15 protein-coding genes are annotated in these 20,112 nt (G+C 63.1%); 10 read left to right on the top strand and 5 right to left on the bottom strand.

Going from position 1 to position 20,112, the window contains the following annotated elements:
* Positions 1–132 precede the first annotated feature (132 nt).
* From ACMCNM_RS26820 to gcvP, 4 genes are all read left to right on the top strand, one after another.
* The gene (locus tag ACMCNM_RS26820) at positions 133–1,749 is read left to right on the top strand and encodes an ABC transporter permease (RefSeq protein WP_412765729.1); all 1,617 of its coding nucleotides are present in this window, start codon (positions 133–135) and stop codon (positions 1,747–1,749) included.
* 129 nt (positions 1,750–1,878) lie between these two features.
* Positions 1,879–2,961 (top strand): glycine cleavage system aminomethyltransferase GcvT, encoded by a 1,083-nt coding sequence (gene gcvT / locus ACMCNM_RS26815; protein WP_027592241.1) that lies wholly within the window; start codon positions 1,879–1,881, stop codon positions 2,959–2,961.
* 51 nt (positions 2,962–3,012) lie between these two features.
* Positions 3,013–3,396, top strand: coding sequence for a glycine cleavage system protein GcvH (gene gcvH / locus ACMCNM_RS26810; RefSeq protein WP_027592242.1), 384 nt, complete (start codon positions 3,013–3,015; stop codon positions 3,394–3,396).
* Positions 3,397–3,580: 184 nt separating this feature from the next.
* Positions 3,581–6,454, top strand: coding sequence for an aminomethyl-transferring glycine dehydrogenase (gene gcvP / locus ACMCNM_RS26805; RefSeq protein WP_412765728.1), 2,874 nt, complete (start codon positions 3,581–3,583; stop codon positions 6,452–6,454).
* Positions 6,455–6,482: 28 nt separating this feature from the next.
* Here the strand turns inward: gcvP and ACMCNM_RS26800 are convergent, their stop codons facing one another.
* The 3 genes from ACMCNM_RS26800 to ACMCNM_RS26790 form a co-directional block, all read right to left on the bottom strand.
* A complete protein-coding gene (locus ACMCNM_RS26800) occupies positions 6,483–6,797 on the bottom strand; it encodes a DUF2388 domain-containing protein (protein WP_027592244.1) in 315 nt (104 codons plus the stop codon).
* Positions 6,798–6,886: 89 nt separating this feature from the next.
* Entirely contained in the window at positions 6,887–8,572 is a 1,686-nt protein-coding gene (locus tag ACMCNM_RS26795) for a GspE/PulE family protein (RefSeq protein WP_412765727.1), read from the bottom strand.
* Positions 8,573–8,663: 91 nt separating this feature from the next.
* Positions 8,664–8,969 carry a hypothetical protein gene (locus tag ACMCNM_RS26790; RefSeq protein ID WP_412765726.1) on the bottom strand — a complete coding sequence of 102 codons (306 nt, stop codon included), beginning with the start codon at positions 8,967–8,969 and terminating at the stop codon, positions 8,664–8,666.
* Positions 8,970–9,095: 126 nt separating this feature from the next.
* Between ACMCNM_RS26790 and ACMCNM_RS26785 the strand changes: the two genes are divergently transcribed.
* The gene (locus ACMCNM_RS26785) at positions 9,096–9,566 is read left to right on the top strand and encodes an Lrp/AsnC family transcriptional regulator (protein WP_412765725.1); all 471 of its coding nucleotides are present in this window, start codon (positions 9,096–9,098) and stop codon (positions 9,564–9,566) included.
* A 118-nt stretch (positions 9,567–9,684) separates the two neighbouring features.
* Here ACMCNM_RS26785 and ACMCNM_RS26780 read toward each other — a convergent pair whose 3' ends face one another.
* The gene (locus ACMCNM_RS26780; protein ID WP_412765724.1) at positions 9,685–11,061 is read right to left on the bottom strand and encodes an inorganic triphosphatase; all 1,377 of its coding nucleotides are present in this window, start codon (positions 11,059–11,061) and stop codon (positions 9,685–9,687) included.
* 114 nt (positions 11,062–11,175) lie between these two features.
* On the opposite strand from ACMCNM_RS26780, the gene argE reads away from it, so the two are divergent.
* Complete coding sequence (gene argE / locus ACMCNM_RS26775; RefSeq protein WP_186681408.1) at positions 11,176–12,318, top strand: acetylornithine deacetylase; 1,143 nt, start codon at positions 11,176–11,178, stop codon at positions 12,316–12,318.
* Between the two features lie 124 nt (positions 12,319–12,442).
* A complete protein-coding gene (gene argA / locus ACMCNM_RS26770) occupies positions 12,443–13,741 on the top strand; it encodes an amino-acid N-acetyltransferase (RefSeq protein ID WP_027592250.1) in 1,299 nt (432 codons plus the stop codon).
* 346 nt (positions 13,742–14,087) lie between these two features.
* Here argA and ACMCNM_RS26765 read toward each other — a convergent pair whose 3' ends face one another.
* Positions 14,088–15,464: a glutamine synthetase family protein gene (locus ACMCNM_RS26765; protein ID WP_027592251.1), complete on the bottom strand. Its 1,377-nt coding sequence runs from the start codon at positions 15,462–15,464 to the stop codon at positions 14,088–14,090.
* Positions 15,465–16,038: 574 nt separating this feature from the next.
* On the opposite strand from ACMCNM_RS26765, the gene ACMCNM_RS26760 reads away from it, so the two are divergent.
* The 3 genes from ACMCNM_RS26760 to ACMCNM_RS26750 all read left to right on the top strand — a co-directional run bounded on the left by ACMCNM_RS26760 (position 16,039) and on the right by ACMCNM_RS26750 (position 20,074).
* Positions 16,039–17,397, top strand: a complete 1,359-nt coding sequence (locus ACMCNM_RS26760; RefSeq protein WP_027592252.1) for a glutamine synthetase family protein — start codon at positions 16,039–16,041, stop codon at positions 17,395–17,397.
* A 48-nt stretch (positions 17,398–17,445) separates the two neighbouring features.
* Positions 17,446–18,807, top strand: a complete 1,362-nt coding sequence (locus tag ACMCNM_RS26755) for an aspartate aminotransferase family protein (protein WP_099430739.1) — start codon at positions 17,446–17,448, stop codon at positions 18,805–18,807.
* A 169-nt stretch (positions 18,808–18,976) separates the two neighbouring features.
* Positions 18,977–20,074: a polyamine ABC transporter substrate-binding protein gene (locus ACMCNM_RS26750; protein WP_027592254.1), complete on the top strand. Its 1,098-nt coding sequence runs from the start codon at positions 18,977–18,979 to the stop codon at positions 20,072–20,074.
* Positions 20,075–20,112 lie beyond the last annotated feature (38 nt).

The following is a 20,112-nucleotide window of genomic DNA, read 5'->3' as shown; positions in this document are numbered from 1 at the left end:
GCCTGCAAGGGCCCTTTCGCGGGCAAGCCCGCTCCCACAGGTTTTCCACTGAAGCGTGTGTAAACCCTGTGGGGGCGGGCTTGCCCGCGAACGACCGCGCAGCGGTCGCAATCGCAACCGAGAGTTCTGAACTTGCCCCACACCCCCCAACGTCGCTGGTACGTCCCGGTCGCCCTGGTCGCCGCCCTGGTGCTGTTGCCCCTGAGCGTCCTGCTGCTGTCATGGCAGTCGATCGACCTGCAGATCTGGTCACACCTGCTCGACACCCAGATGAGCCGCCTGCTCGGCAACACCCTGACCCTGGTAGTAGGCGTAGGCATCGGCGTGACCGTATTGGGGGTCAGCCTGGCCTGGCTCACCAGCCTCTGCGAATTCCCTGGCCGGCGCTGGCTGGACTGGGCGCTAATGCTGCCGTTTGCCATCCCCGCCTACGTGCTGGCATTCGTTTTCGTCGGCCTGCTGGATTTTGCCGGCCCGGTGCAAAGCGCCCTGCGCGAAGTGTTCGGGCCGATGCGCCTGCCGCGCGTGCGCTCCACGGGCGGGGTGATCATCGTGCTTGTGCTGGTGTTCTACCCCTATGTCTACCTGCTGGCGCGCACGGCCTTCCTGGCGCAGGGCAGGGGGCTGATGGAGGCGGCCCGGGTACTGGGGCTGTCACCGCTGCAGGCGTTCTGGCGCGTCGCACTGCCCATGGCGCGGCCGGCCATCGGTGCCGGTATCGCCCTGGCATTGATGGAAACCCTGGCCGACTTCGGTGCGGTGGCGGTGTTCAATTTCGACACCTTCACCACCGCCATCTACAAGACCTGGTACGGCTTCTTCAGCCTGTCCAGCGCGGCCCAGTTGGCCAGCCTGCTGCTGTTGGCGGTGATGCTGGTGCTGTATGGCGAGCGCCGTGCCCGCGGCGCGAGCCGCACGGGTAATGAGCGCGCGCGCGGCAAGGCGCTCTATCACCTGCGTGGGGCCAAGGCGCTGCTGGCCAGCGGCTGGTGCCTGCTGGTGTTCGCCTGTGCCTTCGTCATACCGCTGCTGCAACTGCTGGTGTGGTGCTGGCAGCGTGGGCGGCATGACCTGGACGAGCGTTATGTCGGCCTGGTGTTGCACACCTTGTACCTGGGCGGCATGGCTGCATTGATCACGGTGAGCGTGGCGCTGCTGCTGGCCTTCGCCCGGCGCCAGGCGCCGACCGGCGGCATCCGCGCCGGGGTCGGCCTGGCCAACCTTGGTTATGCCCTGCCAGGCTCGGTGCTGGCCGTGTCGATCATGCTGGCCTTCAGTTACCTCGATAACCAGCTGGTGGTGCCGATTTCGACGTGGCTGGGCGGCGCTGGCAAACCCTTGCTGCTGGGCAGCCTTGCGGCCTTGCTGCTGGCCTACCTGGTGCGCTTCATCGCCGTGGCCTACGGGCCGCTGGAAAGCAGCCTGGAGCGTATCCGGCCCTCATTGCCGGAGGCCTCGCGCAGCTTGGGCGTCGGCGGCGTGGCATTGTTTTTCAAGGTGTATCTGCCGTTGCTGGTGCCCGGTGCACTGAGTGCTGCCCTACTGGTATTCGTCGATGTGTTGAAGGAGATGCCGGCCACCTTGCTGATGCGCCCGTTCGGCTGGGACACCTTGGCGGTACGGGTGTTCGAGATGACCAGCGAGGGCGAGTGGGCGCGTGCCTCGCTGCCTGCCTTGACCCTGGTGCTGGTGGGCTTGCTGCCGGTCATCGGGCTGATTCGCCGCTCAGCTCGGCGCCCCGGTCACTGACAGTAAGGATGCCAGCCTGCGCCCATGCGGCTACAATGCGCGGCATTCGCGCGGCGGGTCCTACAAGAAGAGCTGACGACCAAACGTCATCGACCGCCGCCGCTTCGCCACGCCCGGAAGGAGAAACCCATGGGACAGCGCACGCTTTTGTATGACCTGCACCTGGCGCTCGGCGCCAAGACGGTCGATTTTGGCGGTTGGGACATGCCCCTGCACTATGGCTCGCAAGTCGAGGAGCACCATCAGGTGCGCAGTGACTGCGGGGTCTTCGATGTTTCCCATATGACCGTGATCGACATCAGTGGCCGTGATGCTACCGCTTGGTTGCAGCATTTGCTGGCCAACGATGTTGCCCGCCTCGACAGTGTCGGCAAGGCGCTGTACAGCCCACTGCTCAACGAAGAGGGCGGGGTCATCGATGACCTCATCGCCTATCGCACCGAAGCCGGCTACCGCCTGGTCACCAACGCTGCTACCCGCGCCAAGGTGCTGGCTTGGCTCAAGGCCCAGCAAAGCGGGTTCTCGGTCGATTTCGAGGTGCGCCCGGACCTGGCTATTCTGGCCATCCAAGGCCCGCAGGCGCGGGACAAGGTCGCCGCCTTGCTCAGCGCCTCGCGCGCCGCGCTGATTCGCGCGCTGCGCCCGTTCGAAGGCATTGCCGACGGCGACTGGTTCATTGCCCGCACCGGTTATACCGGTGAAGACGGCCTTGAGATCATCCTGCCAGGCCACGAGGCCGTTACCTTCTACAACGACCTGGTCGGCGCCGGCATCGCCCCCAGTGGCCTGGGCGCCCGTGACACCCTGCGCCTGGAAGCCGGCATGAACCTTTATGGCCAGGACATCGACGAAACCCATACCCCACTCACCTCCAACCTGGGCTGGAGCATCGCCTGGGAGCCGGCTGAGCGCGAGTTCATCGGCCGCGCGGGCCTGCTGGCGGAAATCGAGCAAGGTGTGAAGGAAAAACTGGTTGGCCTGGTGCTGGAAGAACGCGGCGTTTTGCGTGCCCATCAGGTGGTTCGCGTTGCCGGCATTGGCGAAGGAGAGATCACCAGTGGTAGTTTCTCTCCTACGCTGAGCAAGTCTATTGCCCTGGCGCGTTTACCCATGGCCACCGGCGACCGCGCCGAGGTCGAGATTCGCGGCAAGTGGTACCCGGTGCGGGTGGTCAAACCGACCTTCGTGCGCCACGGCAAAATCCTGATTTGAATAATTTTTAACCGGCGGGCCGACCGCTGAGCCAATCGAGGAATTCAAGACATGAGCAATATCCCCGCCGAACTGCGTTTTGCCGAAAGCCACGAGTGGGCACGCCTGGAAAGCGACGGCACAGTGACCGTTGGCATCAGCGACCACGCACAGGAAGCCCTGGGTGACGTCGTGTTCGTCGAACTGGCGGAAGTCGGCAAGGTGTTCGCCCAAGGCGACGCGGCTGGCGTGGTCGAGTCGGTCAAGGCTGCTTCCGACATCTACGCCCCGATCGGTGGCGAAGTGATCGCGGTCAACGAAGCACTGGCCGACAGCCCAGAGCTGCTCAACGAAGAGCCTTACGGTGCCTGGATCTTCAAGCTGAAGCCAAGCGACAAGGCTGAGCTGGACAAGCTGCTGGATGCTGCGGGTTATCAGGCTGCCATCGGCGAGTAATACCGCGTCGCCTTCTTCGCGGCTAAAGCCGCTCCCACAGGTACTGCACTGCAGCTGATACCCCTGTAGGAGCGGGTTTGCCCGCGATGAGGCCGGGCCTGCAAGCAAGTTTCCCCGCACAATCGGCAATCCTTCCTAGACTTATAAGTCTCCATGAGGCCTGGTCTAGGAAGAGAGCGTCGTCATGTCCCAGTCGCCGTCCCTGCATCAACTGCAAGAGCTCAACCCGTTCCTGCGTCGCCACCTGGGCCCCGATGCCTCGGAGCAGCAGGCCATGCTCAGCGCGTTGGGTGTTGCCAGCCGCAGCGAGCTGATCGAGCAGACGGTCCCGCCGGGGATCCGCCTCAATCGCCCCCTCGACCTGCCGCCGGCGCTGGACGAACAGGCCGCATTGGCCAAGCTCGCCGGTTATGCCGAGCAGAACCAGGTCTGGACCAGCCTCATCGGCATGGGCTACCACGGCACCGTCACGCCGACCGTCATCCTGCGTAACGTGCTGGAAAACCCTGGCTGGTACACCGCCTACACGCCTTACCAACCCGAAATCGCCCAAGGCCGGCTGGAAGCGTTGTTGAATTTCCAGCAGATGGTCATCGACCTCACCGGCCTCACCCTGGCCAACGCCTCGCTACTCGACGAGGCCACCGCCGCTGCCGAGGCCATGGCGCTGGCCAAGCGCGTGGCACGCAACAAGAGCAACGCGTTTTTCGCCGACGAGCACTGCCACCCGCAAACCCTCTCGGTGCTGAAAACCCGCGCCGAAGGGTTTGGCTTCGAACTGATCGTCGATTCTGTGGATAACCTGGCCAAGCATTCGGTATTCGGCGCCTTGCTGCAGTACCCGGACACCCACGGCGAGGTACGCGACCTGCGCCCGCTGATCGATCATCTGCACAGCCAGCATGCCTTGGCCTGCGTCGCCGCCGACCTGCTCAGCCTGGTGGTGCTGGCGCCACCCGGTGAGCTGGGCGCCGATGTGGTGTTGGGCTCGACCCAGCGCTTTGGCGTCCCGATGGGCTACGGCGGCCCTCATGCCGCCTATTTCGCTTGTCGCGACGACTTCAAGCGGGCCATGCCCGGGCGCATCATCGGTGTGTCGCGCGATGCCCGGGGCAACACCGCACTGCGCATGGCCCTGCAGACCCGCGAGCAGCACATCCGCCGCGAGAAGGCCAACTCCAACATCTGCACGGCCCAGGTGCTACTGGCCAACATCGCCGGCTTCTACGCTGTCTACCATGGCCCAGAAGGCTTGCGGCGCATCGCCCAGCGGGTGCACCGGCTGACCTTCATTCTGGCGGCCGGCCTGGAGGCCAAGGGCATCAAGCGGCTCAACCAGCATTTCTTCGACACCTTGACGCTGGAGGTGGGCGGCGCGCAGGCGGCGATCATCGAAAGTGCCGAGCACGCGCGTATCAACCTGCGCATCCTCGGGCGCGGGCACCTGGGCGTGAGCCTGGACGAAACCTGCAACGAGCAGACCGTGTTGCGCCTGTTGGATATTTTCCTCGGCGTCGATCACGGCCTGGACATTGCCGCGCTCGACCAGTTGGCGCTGTCAGAAGGCATCCCGGCGGGGCTGGTGCGGCGCACGCCGATCCTTGCGCACCCGGTCTTCAACCTGCACCACAGCGAAACCGAGATGCTGCGCTACCTCAAGCAGCTGGAAAACAAGGACCTGGCGCTGAACCAGTCAATGATCCCGCTGGGCTCCTGCACCATGAAACTCAACGCCACCAGCGAGATGATCCCCATCACCTGGCCAGCCTTCGCCCAGCTGCACCCGTTCGCCCCGGCTGCCCAGGCAGTGGGCTACAAGGCGATGATCGACGAGCTGGAAAGCTGGTTATGCGCCATCACCGGCTTCGACGCCATCTGCATGCAGCCCAACTCCGGCGCGCAGGGCGAATACGCCGGCCTTATGGCCATCACCCGCTACCACCGCAGCCGCCACCAGCCTCAGCGTACCTTGTGCCTGATTCCGTCCTCCGCCCACGGCACCAACCCGGCCTCGGCGCAGATGGCCGGCATGGAGGTGGTGATCGTCGATTGCGACGACGACGGCAACGTCGACCTCACGGACCTCAAGGCCAAAGCGCAAGCGGCCGGGGATCGGTTGTCGTGCCTGATGGTCACCTACCCCTCGACCCACGGGGTGTATGAAGAGGGTATTCGCGAAATCTGCGACGTGGTGCACCAACACGGTGGCCAGGTGTACATGGACGGCGCCAACCTCAATGCCCAGGTCGGCCTGACGCGCCCAGCCGACATCGGCGCCGATGTGTCGCACATGAACCTGCACAAGACCTTCTGCATCCCCCACGGGGGCGGCGGCCCCGGCATGGGCCCGATCGGTATCCGCGCCCACCTCAAGCCCTTTGTCGCCAGCCACCCGGTGGTGCCGGTGCCGGGTTTGGACCCGAACAACAGCGCGGTCAGTGCCGCGCCTTGGGGCAGTGCGAGCATTCTGCCGATCAGCTGGATGTATATCGCCATGATGGGCCCGCAACTGGCCGATGCCAGTGAGGTGGCGATCCTCTCGGCCAATTACCTGGCCAGCCAACTTGGCGGGGCTTTCCCGGTGCTTTACCGCGGGCGTAACCAGCGCGTGGCCCACGAGTGCATTCTCGATCTGCGGCCGCTCAAGGCGCAGACCGGCATCAGCGAGGAAGACGTGGCCAAGCGTTTGATGGACTACGGCTTCCATGCCCCGACCATGTCATTCCCGGTACCGGGCACGCTGATGGTCGAGCCAACCGAGAGTGAGTCGAAAGCCGAGCTGGACCGTTTCGTCGAAGCGATGCTGGCGATCCGTGCAGAAATCGCTCAGGTACAGGAAGGCAACTGGCCGGCCGAAGACAACCCGCTCAAGCATGCGCCGCATACCTTGGCTGACGTGTTGGCACCGTGGAACAGGCCGTACAGCCTGGAGCAAGGCATTGCCCCCAGCGCTCACGTACGCCAGCACAAGTATTGGCCAGCGGTGAACCGGGTCGACAATGTGTATGGGGACAGGAATTTGTTTTGCGCGTGTGTGCCGGTGGAGGCTTATCGCTGATTTTTGGGGGGGCTGGCCCCCCAAAAACTTATTCGGCTACCGCGTTCTTGGCCAAGATGGCATTGGCCAGTTCCATGTCGCTGGCCTGCATCCCTGGGTTTTCAGCGCGCACCTGGCGCATCGCCGATTCCAGGAACGGCCCGCGGATTGCGCCTTCACTGGCCACGAAGCTGCCGGCGTCATCCTGCGCGGCCATTACCAGTTTGTGATCCTTCGACGTCAGGTAGGTCGACGCCGTGGTTGCACCGGAAGAAATCACGTTACGCCAGAAGGTATCGGCCATGGCGGAGCCCATTGGCAGCGAAAGCAAGGCAGCGGTCGCGATGGCGGTTTTGAGACGCATGTTGAAACACCTCGAAGGGTGAGGGTTGAAGATGCGCGGTTTGATCCTGCCGAGGGGGTGCAAGTTCCTTGAATACAAGGGTTTTTTGCTCAGGAGCAGGCCCTTAGCACTTCCTCTGTAGCGGTCAGGCCCCGGGCCACTTTCGCCTCCCCGCAGCGGCGCAGGTCTACCAAGCCTTCGGTCAGCGCCTGGCGTCGCAACTGTGCCAGGTCGGTGTGTGGGCCTATCTGCGCGCGCAGGCTTTCGCTGGGTATCAACAGTTCGAACAGGCCAGTACGGCCCTGAAAACCGGTACCGCGACAGGTGCGGCAGGGCTGGCCGCTGGCTGCCGAGGCACAACCCTGGCAATCGCCGCACAAGGTGCGAATCAGGCGCTGCGCCATGACCCCGATCAGCGTTGCCTTGATCAGGTAATCAGCCACGCCCAGTTCCTGCAGCCGGGTGATCGCGCCGCAGGCATCGTTGGTGTGCAGGGTCGACAGCACCAGGTGCCCGGTGAGGGCTGCCTGCACGGCCACCAGGGCGGTTTCCCGGTCGCGGATCTCGCCGATCATGATGATGTCCGGGTCCTGGCGCAGCATCGCCCGCACGCCGTCGGCGAAGCACAGGCCCAGTGCGGGCTGGACTTGCAGTTGGTTGAAGGCCGGCTCCAGCCGCTCGATGGGGTCTTCGATGGTGCACAGATTGACTTGCGGGGTGGCCAGCAGCTTGAGGCTGGCGTAAAGCGTGCTGGTCTTGCCTGAACCCGTGGGGCCTGTCACCAGGATGATGCCCTGGCGTTGGCCCAGCAGCGCGCGCCATTGCTCCAGTTGCTGCCCTTCCAGGCCCAGGCGGTCGAAGCCTTCATGCAGCTGTTGCGGGTCGAACAGGCGCAGTACCAGTTTTTCGCCAAAGGGCGTCGGCAAGGTCGACAGGCGCAATTCCACTTCGCCGCCGCCGGCAAGGCGGCTTTGCAACCGGCCGTCCTGTGGCCGGCGTTTCTCTGCCACATCCATGCGCCCGAGGTGTTTGAGGCGGCTGACCAGCGCCAGGGTGACGCCAGCGGGGAAGGCGTAGACGGTGTGCAGCAGGCCGTCGATGCGGTAGCGCAGCTGCCCTTTTTCGCGACGGGGCTCCAGGTGGATATCGCTGGCGCGTTGCTCGATGGCGTACTGCAGCAGCCAGTCGACGATGTGCACGATATGGGCATCGTCGGCGCTGGCTTCGGCCTGGCGTTTGCCCAGCTCCAGCAGGTGTTCGAGCTCGCCCAGGCTGGCTGACTGCTGGTGCTGCGCGCCCTGTACCGATTGGGCCAGGCGGAAGAACGACTGCCCCAGCTGGCGGATCTGCAGCGGGCTGGCCAGCACGCGGCGGATGGGCCTGCCCAGGCTCCTGGCCAGGTCCGCTTGCCAGTCATCCTGATAGGGCTGTGCGCTGGCCACGGTGACGCCGGAGGGGTCGGCGGCGACGACGAGAATGCCATGGCGCTGGGCGAAAGCGGGGGAGATCAGCCCGCTGACCTGGGCCATGTCGAGTTGCATGGGGTCGATGCGCAGGAACGGCTGGCCGATCTTGTCAGCCAGCCATTGGCAGAGGCGGTCCAGGTCCAGGGGCTGGCCGGGGTGCTTGCGGTCTTCAAGGCCGGGGGCGGCGATGAGCTCCAGAGGGTGGCAGGTCGGCCGTGACGCGGCCTGCTCCAGTACTAGCAGGGTGTCGCTGGCGTCCAGGTGCCGGTCGGTGAGCAAGGCCTGGAGCAGGCGCTTGAGGTCGAGGGCTTGGTTGTCGGGGCTATGCATGGCGGCGTCCTTGCCAGGAGGGGAGTCCTGTTAAAGGCTAGCCGGGTGTGGTGCGCTTACGGCGGGCAAAGGGTTTCTGGATCTTGCGGTGTCAGACCACCGCCAGCTCCACGCGCGCCAGGTTCATCAGGCTAACTTCGCCCACACACACCAAGTTGCGCAATTTTTGCGCAATCACCTCGGCCCGGTGCCAGCTCAGCCCGCCAATGCCGATCTCGATGGCGAGCCAGTCATCCTGTTGTCTGACCTGCACGTGGTGTGGGGTCAGAAACTGCAAGGCAAACAGGTTGAGCACCCGGCACAAGCTGTCGGGCTCGGCCTCGGCCTGCAGGCGGTAGTGCACGGTGCTGTGGGCGTTGCTGGCGGCCCAGGCGTCGGTACGTGGCAGTGCGTTCATGCTGGTCTCCGCAAATGTGAGAGAAATTCTTGCACGTTGAGGCGGGTATTTTTTCGCTATGATTCGATCAATTAGCCGGTATGGCAGATTGTTCTATTCGAAATATCGTGATCTGGAGAATTATTCATGCACAGCGAATTGGACGCCTATGACCGGCGCATCCTTGAATTGCTGCAGGAGGACGCTTCGCTGTCCAGCGCAAAGATCGCCGAGCGTGTGGGGCTTTCGCAGTCGCCGTGCTGGCGGCGCATTCAGCGGCTGAAGGAGGAGGGGGTGATACGTGGGCAGGTGACGCTGCTCGACCGCAAGAAGATCGGCCTGAACACGCAGATTTTTGCAGAGGTGAAGCTCAACGCGCACGGGCGCTCCAATTTCACCGAGTTCACCGAGGCGATCCGAGGTTTTCCGGAGGTGCTGGAATGTTATGTGCTGATGGGCTCGGTGGACTTCTTGCTGCGTATCGTTACCTCGGACATTGAGGCGTATGAGCGGTTTTTCTTCGAAAAATTGTCGAATGTGCCGGGGATTCAGGAGGTCAATTCGATCGTGGCGCTTTCGGAGATCAAATCCACCACCAGCCTGCCACTGTCGAGGTAGCACACGACCTGTAGGAGCAGCCTTGTGCTGCGAAGGGGCCGGTTTGACCAGAAAAAATCTATGGCAAAACAGGCCTCTTCGCAGCGCAAGGCTGCTCCTACAGGGCTAGCGACGCCGATCAGGCCTTGAGCAGGTACTTCCAGCCACGGCTCTGATCAACCGCGCGGGCCTGCTCGATACGGGCTTCAAGCAGCTCGACGGGCGTTTCGGACAGCGGCAGTTCAGCCAGCTCGTGCAGCTTTTTCAGGTCGCCGTACAGGCGGTCCATCTGCGGCGCTTCGAGCACCTGGCGGGCATGGTGCAGCCAGGCGAGCAGCTGTTCGATGCGCGGCAGCTGTTCGGCCAGGTCTTCCGGGCGCTGGGTGTAAAGCGGCAGTTTCAGCGAACGGCCTTCTTCACCCAGCAGGTGCGCCATCCAGCTGGCCAGCTGCGCCTTGCCCTGGCGTTCGCCACGGCCTTTGCGCTCGACGGTCCAGCCACGGGCCAGCAGCCAGCGCGAGGTTTCCAGCGAGAACTGGCCCCAACGCACGTCTTCGAGTTCTTCGGCAAATTGCTCAGGCGCAGCGCGGCGGATGTCTTCGTCATCGTTGCCGGCCTGCACCAGTGGGCGCCAGTCTTCCAGCAGCGCGTCGAGGCTGGCGCGCAGTTCGCGGGTGGTGGCGCGCGGTGCGGCCTGGCCCAGGCTGGCGACCAGTGCGCGCAGTTCGGCCAGGGACTGCACCCAGTCCTGCAACAGGCGCCAGTGGCCATTGTGGCGGTATTGCTCGGCCAGGCGCTGGCTGCTGCCGAGCAACTGCCAGGCGAGGGCGGCGAAGGCATCGTCCAGGGCCATTTCGGCGTCCAGCTCGGTCTGGGGCAGGCCCAGCTCGTAGCTTTCGGGCTCCAGCAGGCGGTAGCCACGCTCGGCCTTGCTGATGTCGCAAGGCATCAGCGGCAGGCTGGCGGCGAGCTCGGCGGCCAGTTCCAGCAGGGCTTCAGGTGCGCCTTCGCGCAGCTCGAGCTCCAACTCGCAGATTTCTTCCTTGCGCTTGCCGGCGATCACGAAGCCCTGGTCCAGCGCGGCCTCGATCACGACCTTGCTCTTGCCGCGGCCCCAAGCGATTTCGGCGTATTCACGGCTGAAGTCGGTGGTGAACAGCGGCTTGATGGTTTTCTTGTCGAGCGCAGCCAACTGCTCGGGCCAGCAGGTGCCGTCGAGCTTTTTCAGGTCGAGCTTGACCTTGTCCAGGTGCCACTCGTACTCGTTGCGCTCGGACAGCCCGGCCACGCTTTGCCCGCGGCACTTCAAGGTCTGGATGATTGCATCACCATCGCGGCGCAGGCGCAGGGCGACACGGGCGGCGGAAAGCTCGCGCTCCGGGGTGTCGAAGTACTGGTTGAGCAGTTCACGGGTCTGCCAACCGGACTTGTTGCGCTTTTTCAGCAGGGGGTGCTCACGCAGGGCGGCAAGGGTCTCGCGGCTGGCGCGGAGCTTGAGTTCGGTTTCTTTGTGCATCGCAGGCTCGAAGGAGGGGCTCGTTGGCAGAGAGTCTACAGGAGTCGGCCGTCAACGGTTTATTCCAGACGGCAGATGGTCCTATGATGGGCAACGCTTCCGAGGAGTACAGGCATGCCGTTGCCGACGCTGAAAGACCAGTTCGCCGCTTTGATCGCCGCACCTTCGGTCAGTTGTACCCAGCCTGCGCTGGATCAGTCCAACCGTCAGGTCATCGACCTGCTGGCCGGCTGGTTGGGTGACCTGGGTTTCACGTGCGACATCCAGCAGGTCAGCCCCGGCAAGTTCAACCTGCTGGCCAGCCGTGGCACCGGCCCGGGTGGCCTGGTGCTGGCGGGGCACAGCGACACCGTGCCCTACGACGAGCAGCTGTGGTCGAGCGACCCGCTGAAGCTGACCGAAGTCGATGGCCGTTGGGTGGGCCTGGGCAGCTGCGACATGAAGGGCTTTTTCGCCTTGGTCATCGAGGCGGTGGTGCCGTTGCTGGAGCATGACTTCAAGCAGCCGCTGCTGATTCTCGCCACCTGCGACGAAGAAAGCTCCATGTCCGGCGCGCGTGCCTTGGCCGAGGCCGGCCAACCGTTGGGCCGCGCCGCAGTGATCGGCGAGCCCACGGGCCTGCGGCCGATCCGCATGCACAAGGGCATCCTCATGGACCGCATCGACATCCTCGGGCGCAGCGGCCATTCGTCGGACCCGTCCCTCGGGCGCAGCGCCCTGGAGGCTATGCACGCTGCGATGGGCGAACTGATGCAGTTGCGCGGCGAATGGCAGCAAACCTTCCGCAACCCACAGTTCACCGTGCCTACACCGACGATGAACTTCGGCTGCATCCATGGCGGCGACAACCCCAACCGTATCTGCGGCCAATGCGCGCTGGAATTCGACCTGCGGCCGTTGCCGGGGATGGATGTCGAGCAACTGCGGGCAGCGATTCGCCAGAAGCTGGCGCCGGTGGCGGAGCGGTTCGAGGTGCGCATCGACTATGCCCCGCTGTTCCCGGAAGTGCCTGCCTTCGAGCAGGCTGCGGACGCCGAGCTGGTACAGGTGGCCGAACGCCTGACCGGTCACCGCGCCGAAGCGGTAGCGTTTGGCACCGAAGCACCTTATCTTCAGCAGCTGGGCTGCCAGACCATCGTGCTGGGCCCTGGCGACATCGCCTGTGCCCATCAGCCCGGCGAGTACCTGGAAATGTCACGAATCGAGCCTACCGTGCGTCTATTGCGTGACTTGATTCGGCACTATTGCCTGCACTAAACGTCCATTGAGCTTATTCGTTCCTGCCTAGAGGAGACCGCGCGTGACCGCAAGCCTGTTCCGACGATGATCTTGAACGCCCCCTGTATCGCCGTTCTCCGTCCACTTATCCACAGGCCCTGTCATGCCCGATTACGTCAACTGGCTGCGTCATGCTTCCCCGTACATCAATGCCCATCGCGACTGCACGTTTGTAGTCATGCTCCCTGGCGATGGGGTGGACCACCCTAATTTCGGCAACATCGTCCACGACCTGGTGCTCCTGCACAGCCTGGGCGTGCGGCTGGTGTTGGTGCATGGCTCGCGCCCACAGATCGAGAGCCGCCTGGCCGACCGTGGCCTGACCCCGCACTACCACCGTGGCATGCGCATCACCGATGCGGCGACCCTGGATTGTGTGATCGATGCCGTGGGTGCCTTGCGCCTGGCCATCGAAGCACGCCTGTCGATGGACATCGCCGCCTCGCCGATGCAGGGCTCGCGCCTGCGCGTGGCGTCCGGCAACCTGGTCACGGCGCGGCCGATCGGTGTGCTCGAGGGGGTGGACTACCACCACACTGGTGAAGTGCGCCGGGTCGATCGCAAAGGCATCAGCCGCCTGCTCGACGAGCGTTCCATCGTATTGCTGTCGCCGTTGGGTTACTCGCCCACAGGCGAAATTTTCAACTTGGCTTGCGAAGACGTGGCCACCCGCGCGGCCATCGAGCTGGGTGCCGACAAGCTGCTGCTGTTCGGCGCCGAACCGGGCCTGCTGGATGAGCAGGGCAAGCTGGTGCGTGAGCTGCGTCCACAGCAGGTGGCGCCGCATTTGCTGCGCCTGGGCAGCGACTACCAGGGCGAATTGCTGGATGCGGCCGCCGAGGCCTGCAAGGGCGGCGTGGCGCGTAGCCATATCGTCAGTTATGCCGAAGACGGCGCCTTGCTGACCGAGCTGTTCACCCGCGGTGGCGGCGGCACGCTGGTGTCGCAGGAGCAGTTCGAAGTCGTGCGTGAGGCGACCATCGAGGATGTGGGCGGCCTGTTGGAGCTGATCAGCCCGCTGGAAGAGCAGGGCATCTTGGTGCGCCGTTCGCGCGAGGTGCTGGAGCGGGAAATCGAGCAGTTCAGTGTGGTCGAGCGCGAGGGCATGATCATCGCGTGCGCGGCGTTGTACCCGATTGCCGATTCCGAGGCGGGGGAGTTGGCGTGCCTGGCGGTGAACCCGGAGTACCGGCATGGCGGGCGGGGCGATGAGTTGCTGGAGCGCATCGAGAGCCGTGCGCGGCAGATGGGGCTGAATACGTTGTTCGTGCTGACTACGCGGACTGCGCACTGGTTCCGTGAGCGGGGCTTTGCGCCCAGTGGCGTGGAGCGGCTGCCGGCGGCGCGGGCATCGCTGTACAACTACCAGCGCAACTCCAAGATTTTCGAGAAGTCCTTGTAAGCCTGTACCGGCCTCTTCGCGGGGCAAGCCCGCTCCCACAGGAATCTCACTAGGCCTGAGCCTTGCGCAGGACTTGTGGGAGCGGGCTTGCCCCGCGAAGCAGGCGACACCGGTCTCAGAAAAACGCCGCCCTTGTGGGCGGCGTTTTCAGTTACACGGTATGCAGATACCCGTTGTACTCGAGGTCGGAGATCGAGTGCTCAGCCGCGCAGGTTGTTCGGCAAGTTCTCCCACAGGAATCTCACTAGGCCTGAGCCTTGCGCAGGACTTGTGGGAGCGGGCTTGCCCCGCGAAGCAGGCGACACCGGTTTCAGAAAAACGCCGCCCTTGTGGGCGGCGTTTTCAGTTACACGGTATGCAGATACCAGTTGTACTCGAGGTCGGAGATCGAGTGCTCGAACTCCTCCAGCTCGCTTTCCTTGCACGCGACAAAGATGTCGATGTACTTCGGATCGATGTACTTGTTGAGGATCTCGCTGTCGTCCAACTCGCGCAGGGCATCGCGCAGGTTGTTCGGCAGGCTCTGCTCCAACTGCTCGTACGAGTTGCCTTCGATCGGCGTGCCCGGCTCGATCTTGTTGGTCAGGCCGTGGTGCACGCCGGCCAGCACGGCCGCCATCATCAGGTACGGGTTGGCATCGGCGCCGGCTACCCGGTGCTCGATGCGCACGGCGTCTGCAGAACCGGTCGGCACGCGCAGCGCGACGGTGCGGTTGTCCAGGCCCCAGCTCGGTGCATTCGGCACATAGAACTGCGCGCCAAAACGACGGTACGAGTTGACGTTCGGGCAGAGGAACGCCATGGACGCGGGCAGGGTCTCGAGCACACCGCCGACAGCGTGACGTAGCGCGGCGTTCTGCTCGGGATCCTCGCTGGTGAAGATGTTGTTGCCATCTTTGTCCAGCACGGAGATGTGAACGTGCAGGCCGTTGCCTGCCTGGCCCGGGTAGGGCTTGGCCATGAACGTGGTGTCCATTTCATGGTCGTAGGCGATGTTCTTGATCAAACGCTTGAGCAGCACCGCATAGTCACAGGCCTTGAGCGGGTCTGGTACGTGGTGCAGGTTGACTTCGAACTGCGCCGGGGCGCTTTCCTTGACGATGGCGTCGGCCGGAATACCCTGCTCTTTGGCACCTTCGAGGATGTCCTGCAGGCAGTCGGCGTATTCGTCGAGGTCGTCGATCAGGTACACCTGGGTCGACTGTGGGCGCTTGCCCGAGATCGGCGAGCGCGGCGGTTGCGGGCGGCCATTCACGTTCTCCTGGTCGATCAGGTAGAACTCCAGCTCGAACGCGGCGCAGATGGTCAGGCCCATGTCGTCGAACTTGCTGACAACCTGACGCAACACTTCACGAGGGTCGGCGAAGAACGGCTCGCCTTCGATCTCGTGCATGGTCATGAGCAGCTGTGCGGTGGGGCGTTTCTGCCACGGCTCGTTGCACAGCGTATCGGGGATGGGATAGCAGATGCGGTCGGCGTCGCCGATGTCCAGGCCAAGGCCGGTACTTTCGACGGTGGAACCGTTGATATCCAGGGCGAAGAGGGAGGCCGGCAGGTTGATGCCTTTCTCGTAAACCTTGTGGAGGCTGGTGCGCTCTATGCGCTTGCCGCGCACCACACCATTCATATCTGCAATCAGAAGGTCAACGTAGAGAACCTCAGGATGTTCCTTAAGGAACGCGTTCGCTTCGTTAAGCTGAACGGCACGCGGGGGTACCGACATGATGCAACACCTTTGTTGTTAAAAATATCAATCAAGGGGGGCTTGCAAGACCAGTCAATCGAAAAGCCCTACTGATGTCAAGCCAACCCCATGATGCCCTGAAATGGCACATCTACGGCAGATTTGCTGCATATCGGGGCGAACCATTATCCGCTATTTCCCGCGTGAAGGGCTATCTCAAGCGTGCCGTGTTTTATTTTTTACGGAGGTGTTGTGTAAAAAAATGAACAAGGCTAAGCTCGGATTCAACCCAGAACACAATAATACGAGGGTCACATGGTCCGCTTGTCGCGACCTGAAAGCACTGCCTGCGCAGTGCCGTCGGGTACCCCTGTCGTTCATGCACGCACCGTCAACGGTGTGGCCGCCCTGGCCGCAATAATTGACGCTTGGCGCACCCGGACCATTCCCCGTAGCGGCTTCACACGCTTCGATTCGCCTTTCTGCCCTTCAAACTCATTACGGACACGCTTGTTTTCAGTGTATCCACTGTGCTCCTGCGTGGGGGTTTTTGCTTTAGCAATCTTCTCCATCCAGAATCAAGGCGCGGACCACCTTACCTCCTGAGGTATTTATGAGTAACAACCTCGACCAGCTCACCGATTGGTTGAAAGAGCACAAGATCACTGAAGTCGAATGCATGATCAGCGACCTGACCGGCATCACGCGCGGCAAGATCTCGCCGACCAACAAGTTCATCGCCGAAAAAGGCATGCGCCTGCCTGAGAGCGTGCTGCTGCAGACCGTGACGGGTGACTACGTCGACGACGACATCTATTACGAGCTGCTCGACCCGGCCGACATCGACATGATCTGCCGCCCCGACGAAGACGCCGTGTTCCTGGTGCCCTGGGCCATCGAGCCGACGGCGCAGGTGATCCACGACACCTACGACAAGAAGGGCAACCCGGTCGAACTGTCGCCGCGCAACGTCTTGAAAAAAGTGCTCAAGCTCTACGCTGACAAAGGCTGGCAGCCAATCGTCGCGCCCGAGATGGAGTTCTACCTGACCAAGCGCAGCGAAGACCCGGACTTCCCGCTGCAGCCTCCGGTAGGCCGTTCGGGCCGCCCGGAAACTGGCCGCCAGTCGTTCTCGATCGAGGCCGCCAACGAATTCGACCCGCTGTTCGAGGACGTCTATGACTGGTGCGAACTGCAGCAGCTGGACCTCGACACGCTGATCCACGAAGACGGCACGGCGCAGATGGAAATCAACTTCCGTCACGGCAACGCCCTGCACCTGGCCGACCAGATCCTGGTGTTCAAACGCACCATGCGCGAGGCCGCGCTCAAGCACAACGTGGCCGCAACGTTCATGGCCAAGCCCATGACCGGCGAGCCGGGCAGTGCCATGCACCTGCACCAGAGCGTGGTTGATGTGGTCACCGGCAAGAATATTTTCAGCAACGAAGACGGCAGCATGAGCGAGCTGTTCCTGCACCACATCGGTGGCCTGCAGAAGTTCATCCCCGAAGCGCTGCCGCTGTTCGCCCCCAACGTCAACTCGTTCCGCCGCTTCCTGCCCGACACCTCGGCGCCAGTGAACGTCGAGTGGGGCGAAGAAAACCGCACCGTCGGCCTGCGTGTACCGGATGCCGGCCCGCAAAACCGCCGGGTCGAGAACCGCCTGCCGGGCGCCGATGCCAACCCTTACCTGGCCATCGCCGCCAGCTTGCTGTGCGGCTACATCGGCATGGTCGAAGGCATCGAAGCCAGTGCACCGGTGCAGGGCCGCGGTTACGAACGCCGCAACCTGCGCCTGCCGCTGACCATCGAAGACGCCCTGGAACGCATGGAAATCAGCCGTGCGCTGGTCCAGTACCTGGGCAAGAAGTTCATCACTGGCTACGTCGCCACCAAACGCGCCGAGCACGAAAACTTCAAACGCGTCATCAGTTCCTGGGAGCGTGAGTTCCTGCTGTTTGCTGTCTGATCAACCCTGGTGCCGCAGGAGCGCGGCTGTCGGATAACGGAGAAGCACATGAGCGTCAAAAACCCGCAAACCCGTGAATGGCAAAACCTGAGCGGCGAGCACCACCTCGCGCCCTTCAGCGACTACAAACAGCTGAAGGAAAAGGGGCCGCGCATCATCACCAAGGCCCAGGGTGTGCATTTGTGGGACAGCGAGGGCAACAAAATCCTCGACGGCATGGCCGGCCTGTGGTGCGTGGCGGTAGGTTACGGCCGTGAAGAGCTGGTGCAGGCTGCCGAAAAGCAGATGCGCGAGCTGCCGTACTACAACCTGTTCTTCCAGACCGCCCACCCGCCTGCGCTGGAACTGGCCAAAGCCATCACCGACGTGGCGCCGGAAGGCATGACCCATGTGTTCTTCACCGGCTCCGGCTCCGAAGGCAACGACACCGTGCTGCGCATGGTCCGTCACTATTGGGCACTCAAGGGCAAACCGCACAAGCAGACCATCATCGGCCGCATCAACGGCTACCACGGCTCCACCTTCGCCGGTGCGTGCCTGGGCGGCATGAGCGGCATGCACGAGCAGGGCGGCCTGCCGATTCCGGGCATCGTGCACATCCCGCAGCCGTACTGGTTCGGTGAGGGCGGCGACATGAGCCCGGACGAATTCGGTGTGTGGGCTGCCGAGCAACTGGAGAAGAAAATCCTCGAGGTCGGCGAAGACAACGTCGCCGCCTTCATCGCCGAGCCGATCCAGGGTGCCGGTGGGGTGATCATCCCGCCAGAAACCTACTGGCCGAAGGTCAAGGAGATCCTCGCCAAGTACGACATCCTGTTCGTGGCCGACGAAGTGATCTGCGGTTTCGGCCGTACCGGCGAGTGGTTCGGCTCCGACTATTACGACCTCAAGCCAGACTTGATGACCATCGCCAAGGGCCTGACCTCCGGTTACATCCCCATGGGCGGTGTGATCGTGCGTGACACCGTGGCCAAGGTGATCAGCGAAGGCGGCGACTTCAACCACGGCTTCACCTATTCAGGTCACCCGGTCGCGGCCGCCGTAGGCCTGGAAAACCTGCGCATTCTGCGCGACGAAAAAATCGTCGAGCAGGCGCGCACAGAAGCGGCACCGTATTTGCAAAAGCGTTTGCGTGAGCTGCAAGACCACCCGTTGGTGGGCGAGGTACGCGGCCTGGGCCTGCTCGGCGCGATCGAGCTGGTCAAGGACAAGGCCACCCGCAGCCGTTACGAAGGCAAGGGCGTGGGCATGATCTGCCGCAACTTCTGCTTCGAGAACGGCCTGATCATGCGCGCGGTCGGTGACACCATGATCATCGCGCCACCACTGGTAATCAGCCATGCAGAGATCGACGAGCTGGTGGAAAAGGCGCGCAAGTGCCTCGACCTGACCCTCGAAGCGATCAGATGAGCACCTGCTAGGCTAGCGTTGTGACATTAGTTGGTTACAAGGGGCTGCTTTCCTTGAAACAGCGCCTTGTAACTTGCCAGACTAGCGACTGTTTCAGTCGCCCGACGCGTGTACTGCGGGACCTGGCAGCTGAACGGATGGCTAATCAAAAAAATCTGGAGCATGACGCATGAAGAAAATGGGCAAGACGTTGCTGGCCGCCGCCCTGATGGGTGCCATGGCGACCGCTGTTCAGGCTGAAGACAAGGTATTGAACGTCTACAACTGGTCGGACTACATCGCTCCGGACACCATCGCCAAGTTCGAGAAGCAGACCGGCATCAAGGTCAAGTACGACGTCTTCGACAGCAACGAAACCCTGGAAGCCAAGCTGCTGGCAGGCAAGTCGGGCTATGACATCGTCGTGCCGTCGAACAACTTCCTGGCCAAGCAGATCAAGGCTGGCGTGTACGAGGAACTGGACCGTTCCAAACTGCCGAACTGGAAGAACCTCGACACCGACCTGCTCAAGGCCGTTGGCGATGCCAGCGACAAGGACAACAAGCACGCCTTCCCGTACATGTGGGGCTCTATCGGCATTGGCTACAACCCGGAGAAGGTCAAGGCCGCGCTGGGCGTGGACAAGATCGATTCGTGGGACGTGGTGTTCAAGCCTGAGAACATCGCCAAGCTCAAGAGCTGCGGCGTGAGCTTCCTGGATGCGCCGACCGAGATGATCCCGGCCGCGCTGCACTACCTGGGCCTGCCAAGCAACAGCACCAAGAAGGAAGACCTGAAGGCCGCCGAGGACCTGTTCCTCAAGATCCGTCCTTCGATCACCTACTTCCACTCCTCCAAGTACATCGGCGACATGGCCAACGGCAACATCTGTGTGGCCGTCGGTTACTCGGGTGACCTGGAGCAGTCCAAGGCCCGCGCCCACGAAGCTGGCGACAAGGTCAAAGTGGACTACGTCATTCCGAAAGAAGGTGCCGGTACCTTCTACGACATGGTCGCCATCCCGAAAGATGCCGAGCATAAAGACGCTGCCTACCAGTTCATGGACTTCCTGATGCAGCCGGAAATCATGGCTGAGATCACCAACGCCGTGCGCTTCCCGAACGGCAACGCTGCCGCCACCCAGTTCGTGGACAAAGACATCACCAGCGACCCGAGCATCTACCCGCCTGCCGAAGTGAAGAAGCAGCTGTACGCGATCGCTGCGCCTGACGCTTCTGTGCAGCGTGTGATCACCCGCAGCTGGACCAAGATCAAGTCGGGCAAGTAAGCCCGATGCAAGGCGCTCTGGGCCGGGGTTGCCCGGCC

Origin of the sequence: Pseudomonas sp. NGC7, from assembly GCF_047159675.1 — a bacterium.
Lineage (GTDB): Bacteria > Pseudomonadota > Gammaproteobacteria > Pseudomonadales > Pseudomonadaceae > Aquipseudomonas > Aquipseudomonas kermanshahensis.
Note: the sequence above shows the minus strand (reverse complement) of the source record. Positions and strands in the feature narration are given on the sequence as shown.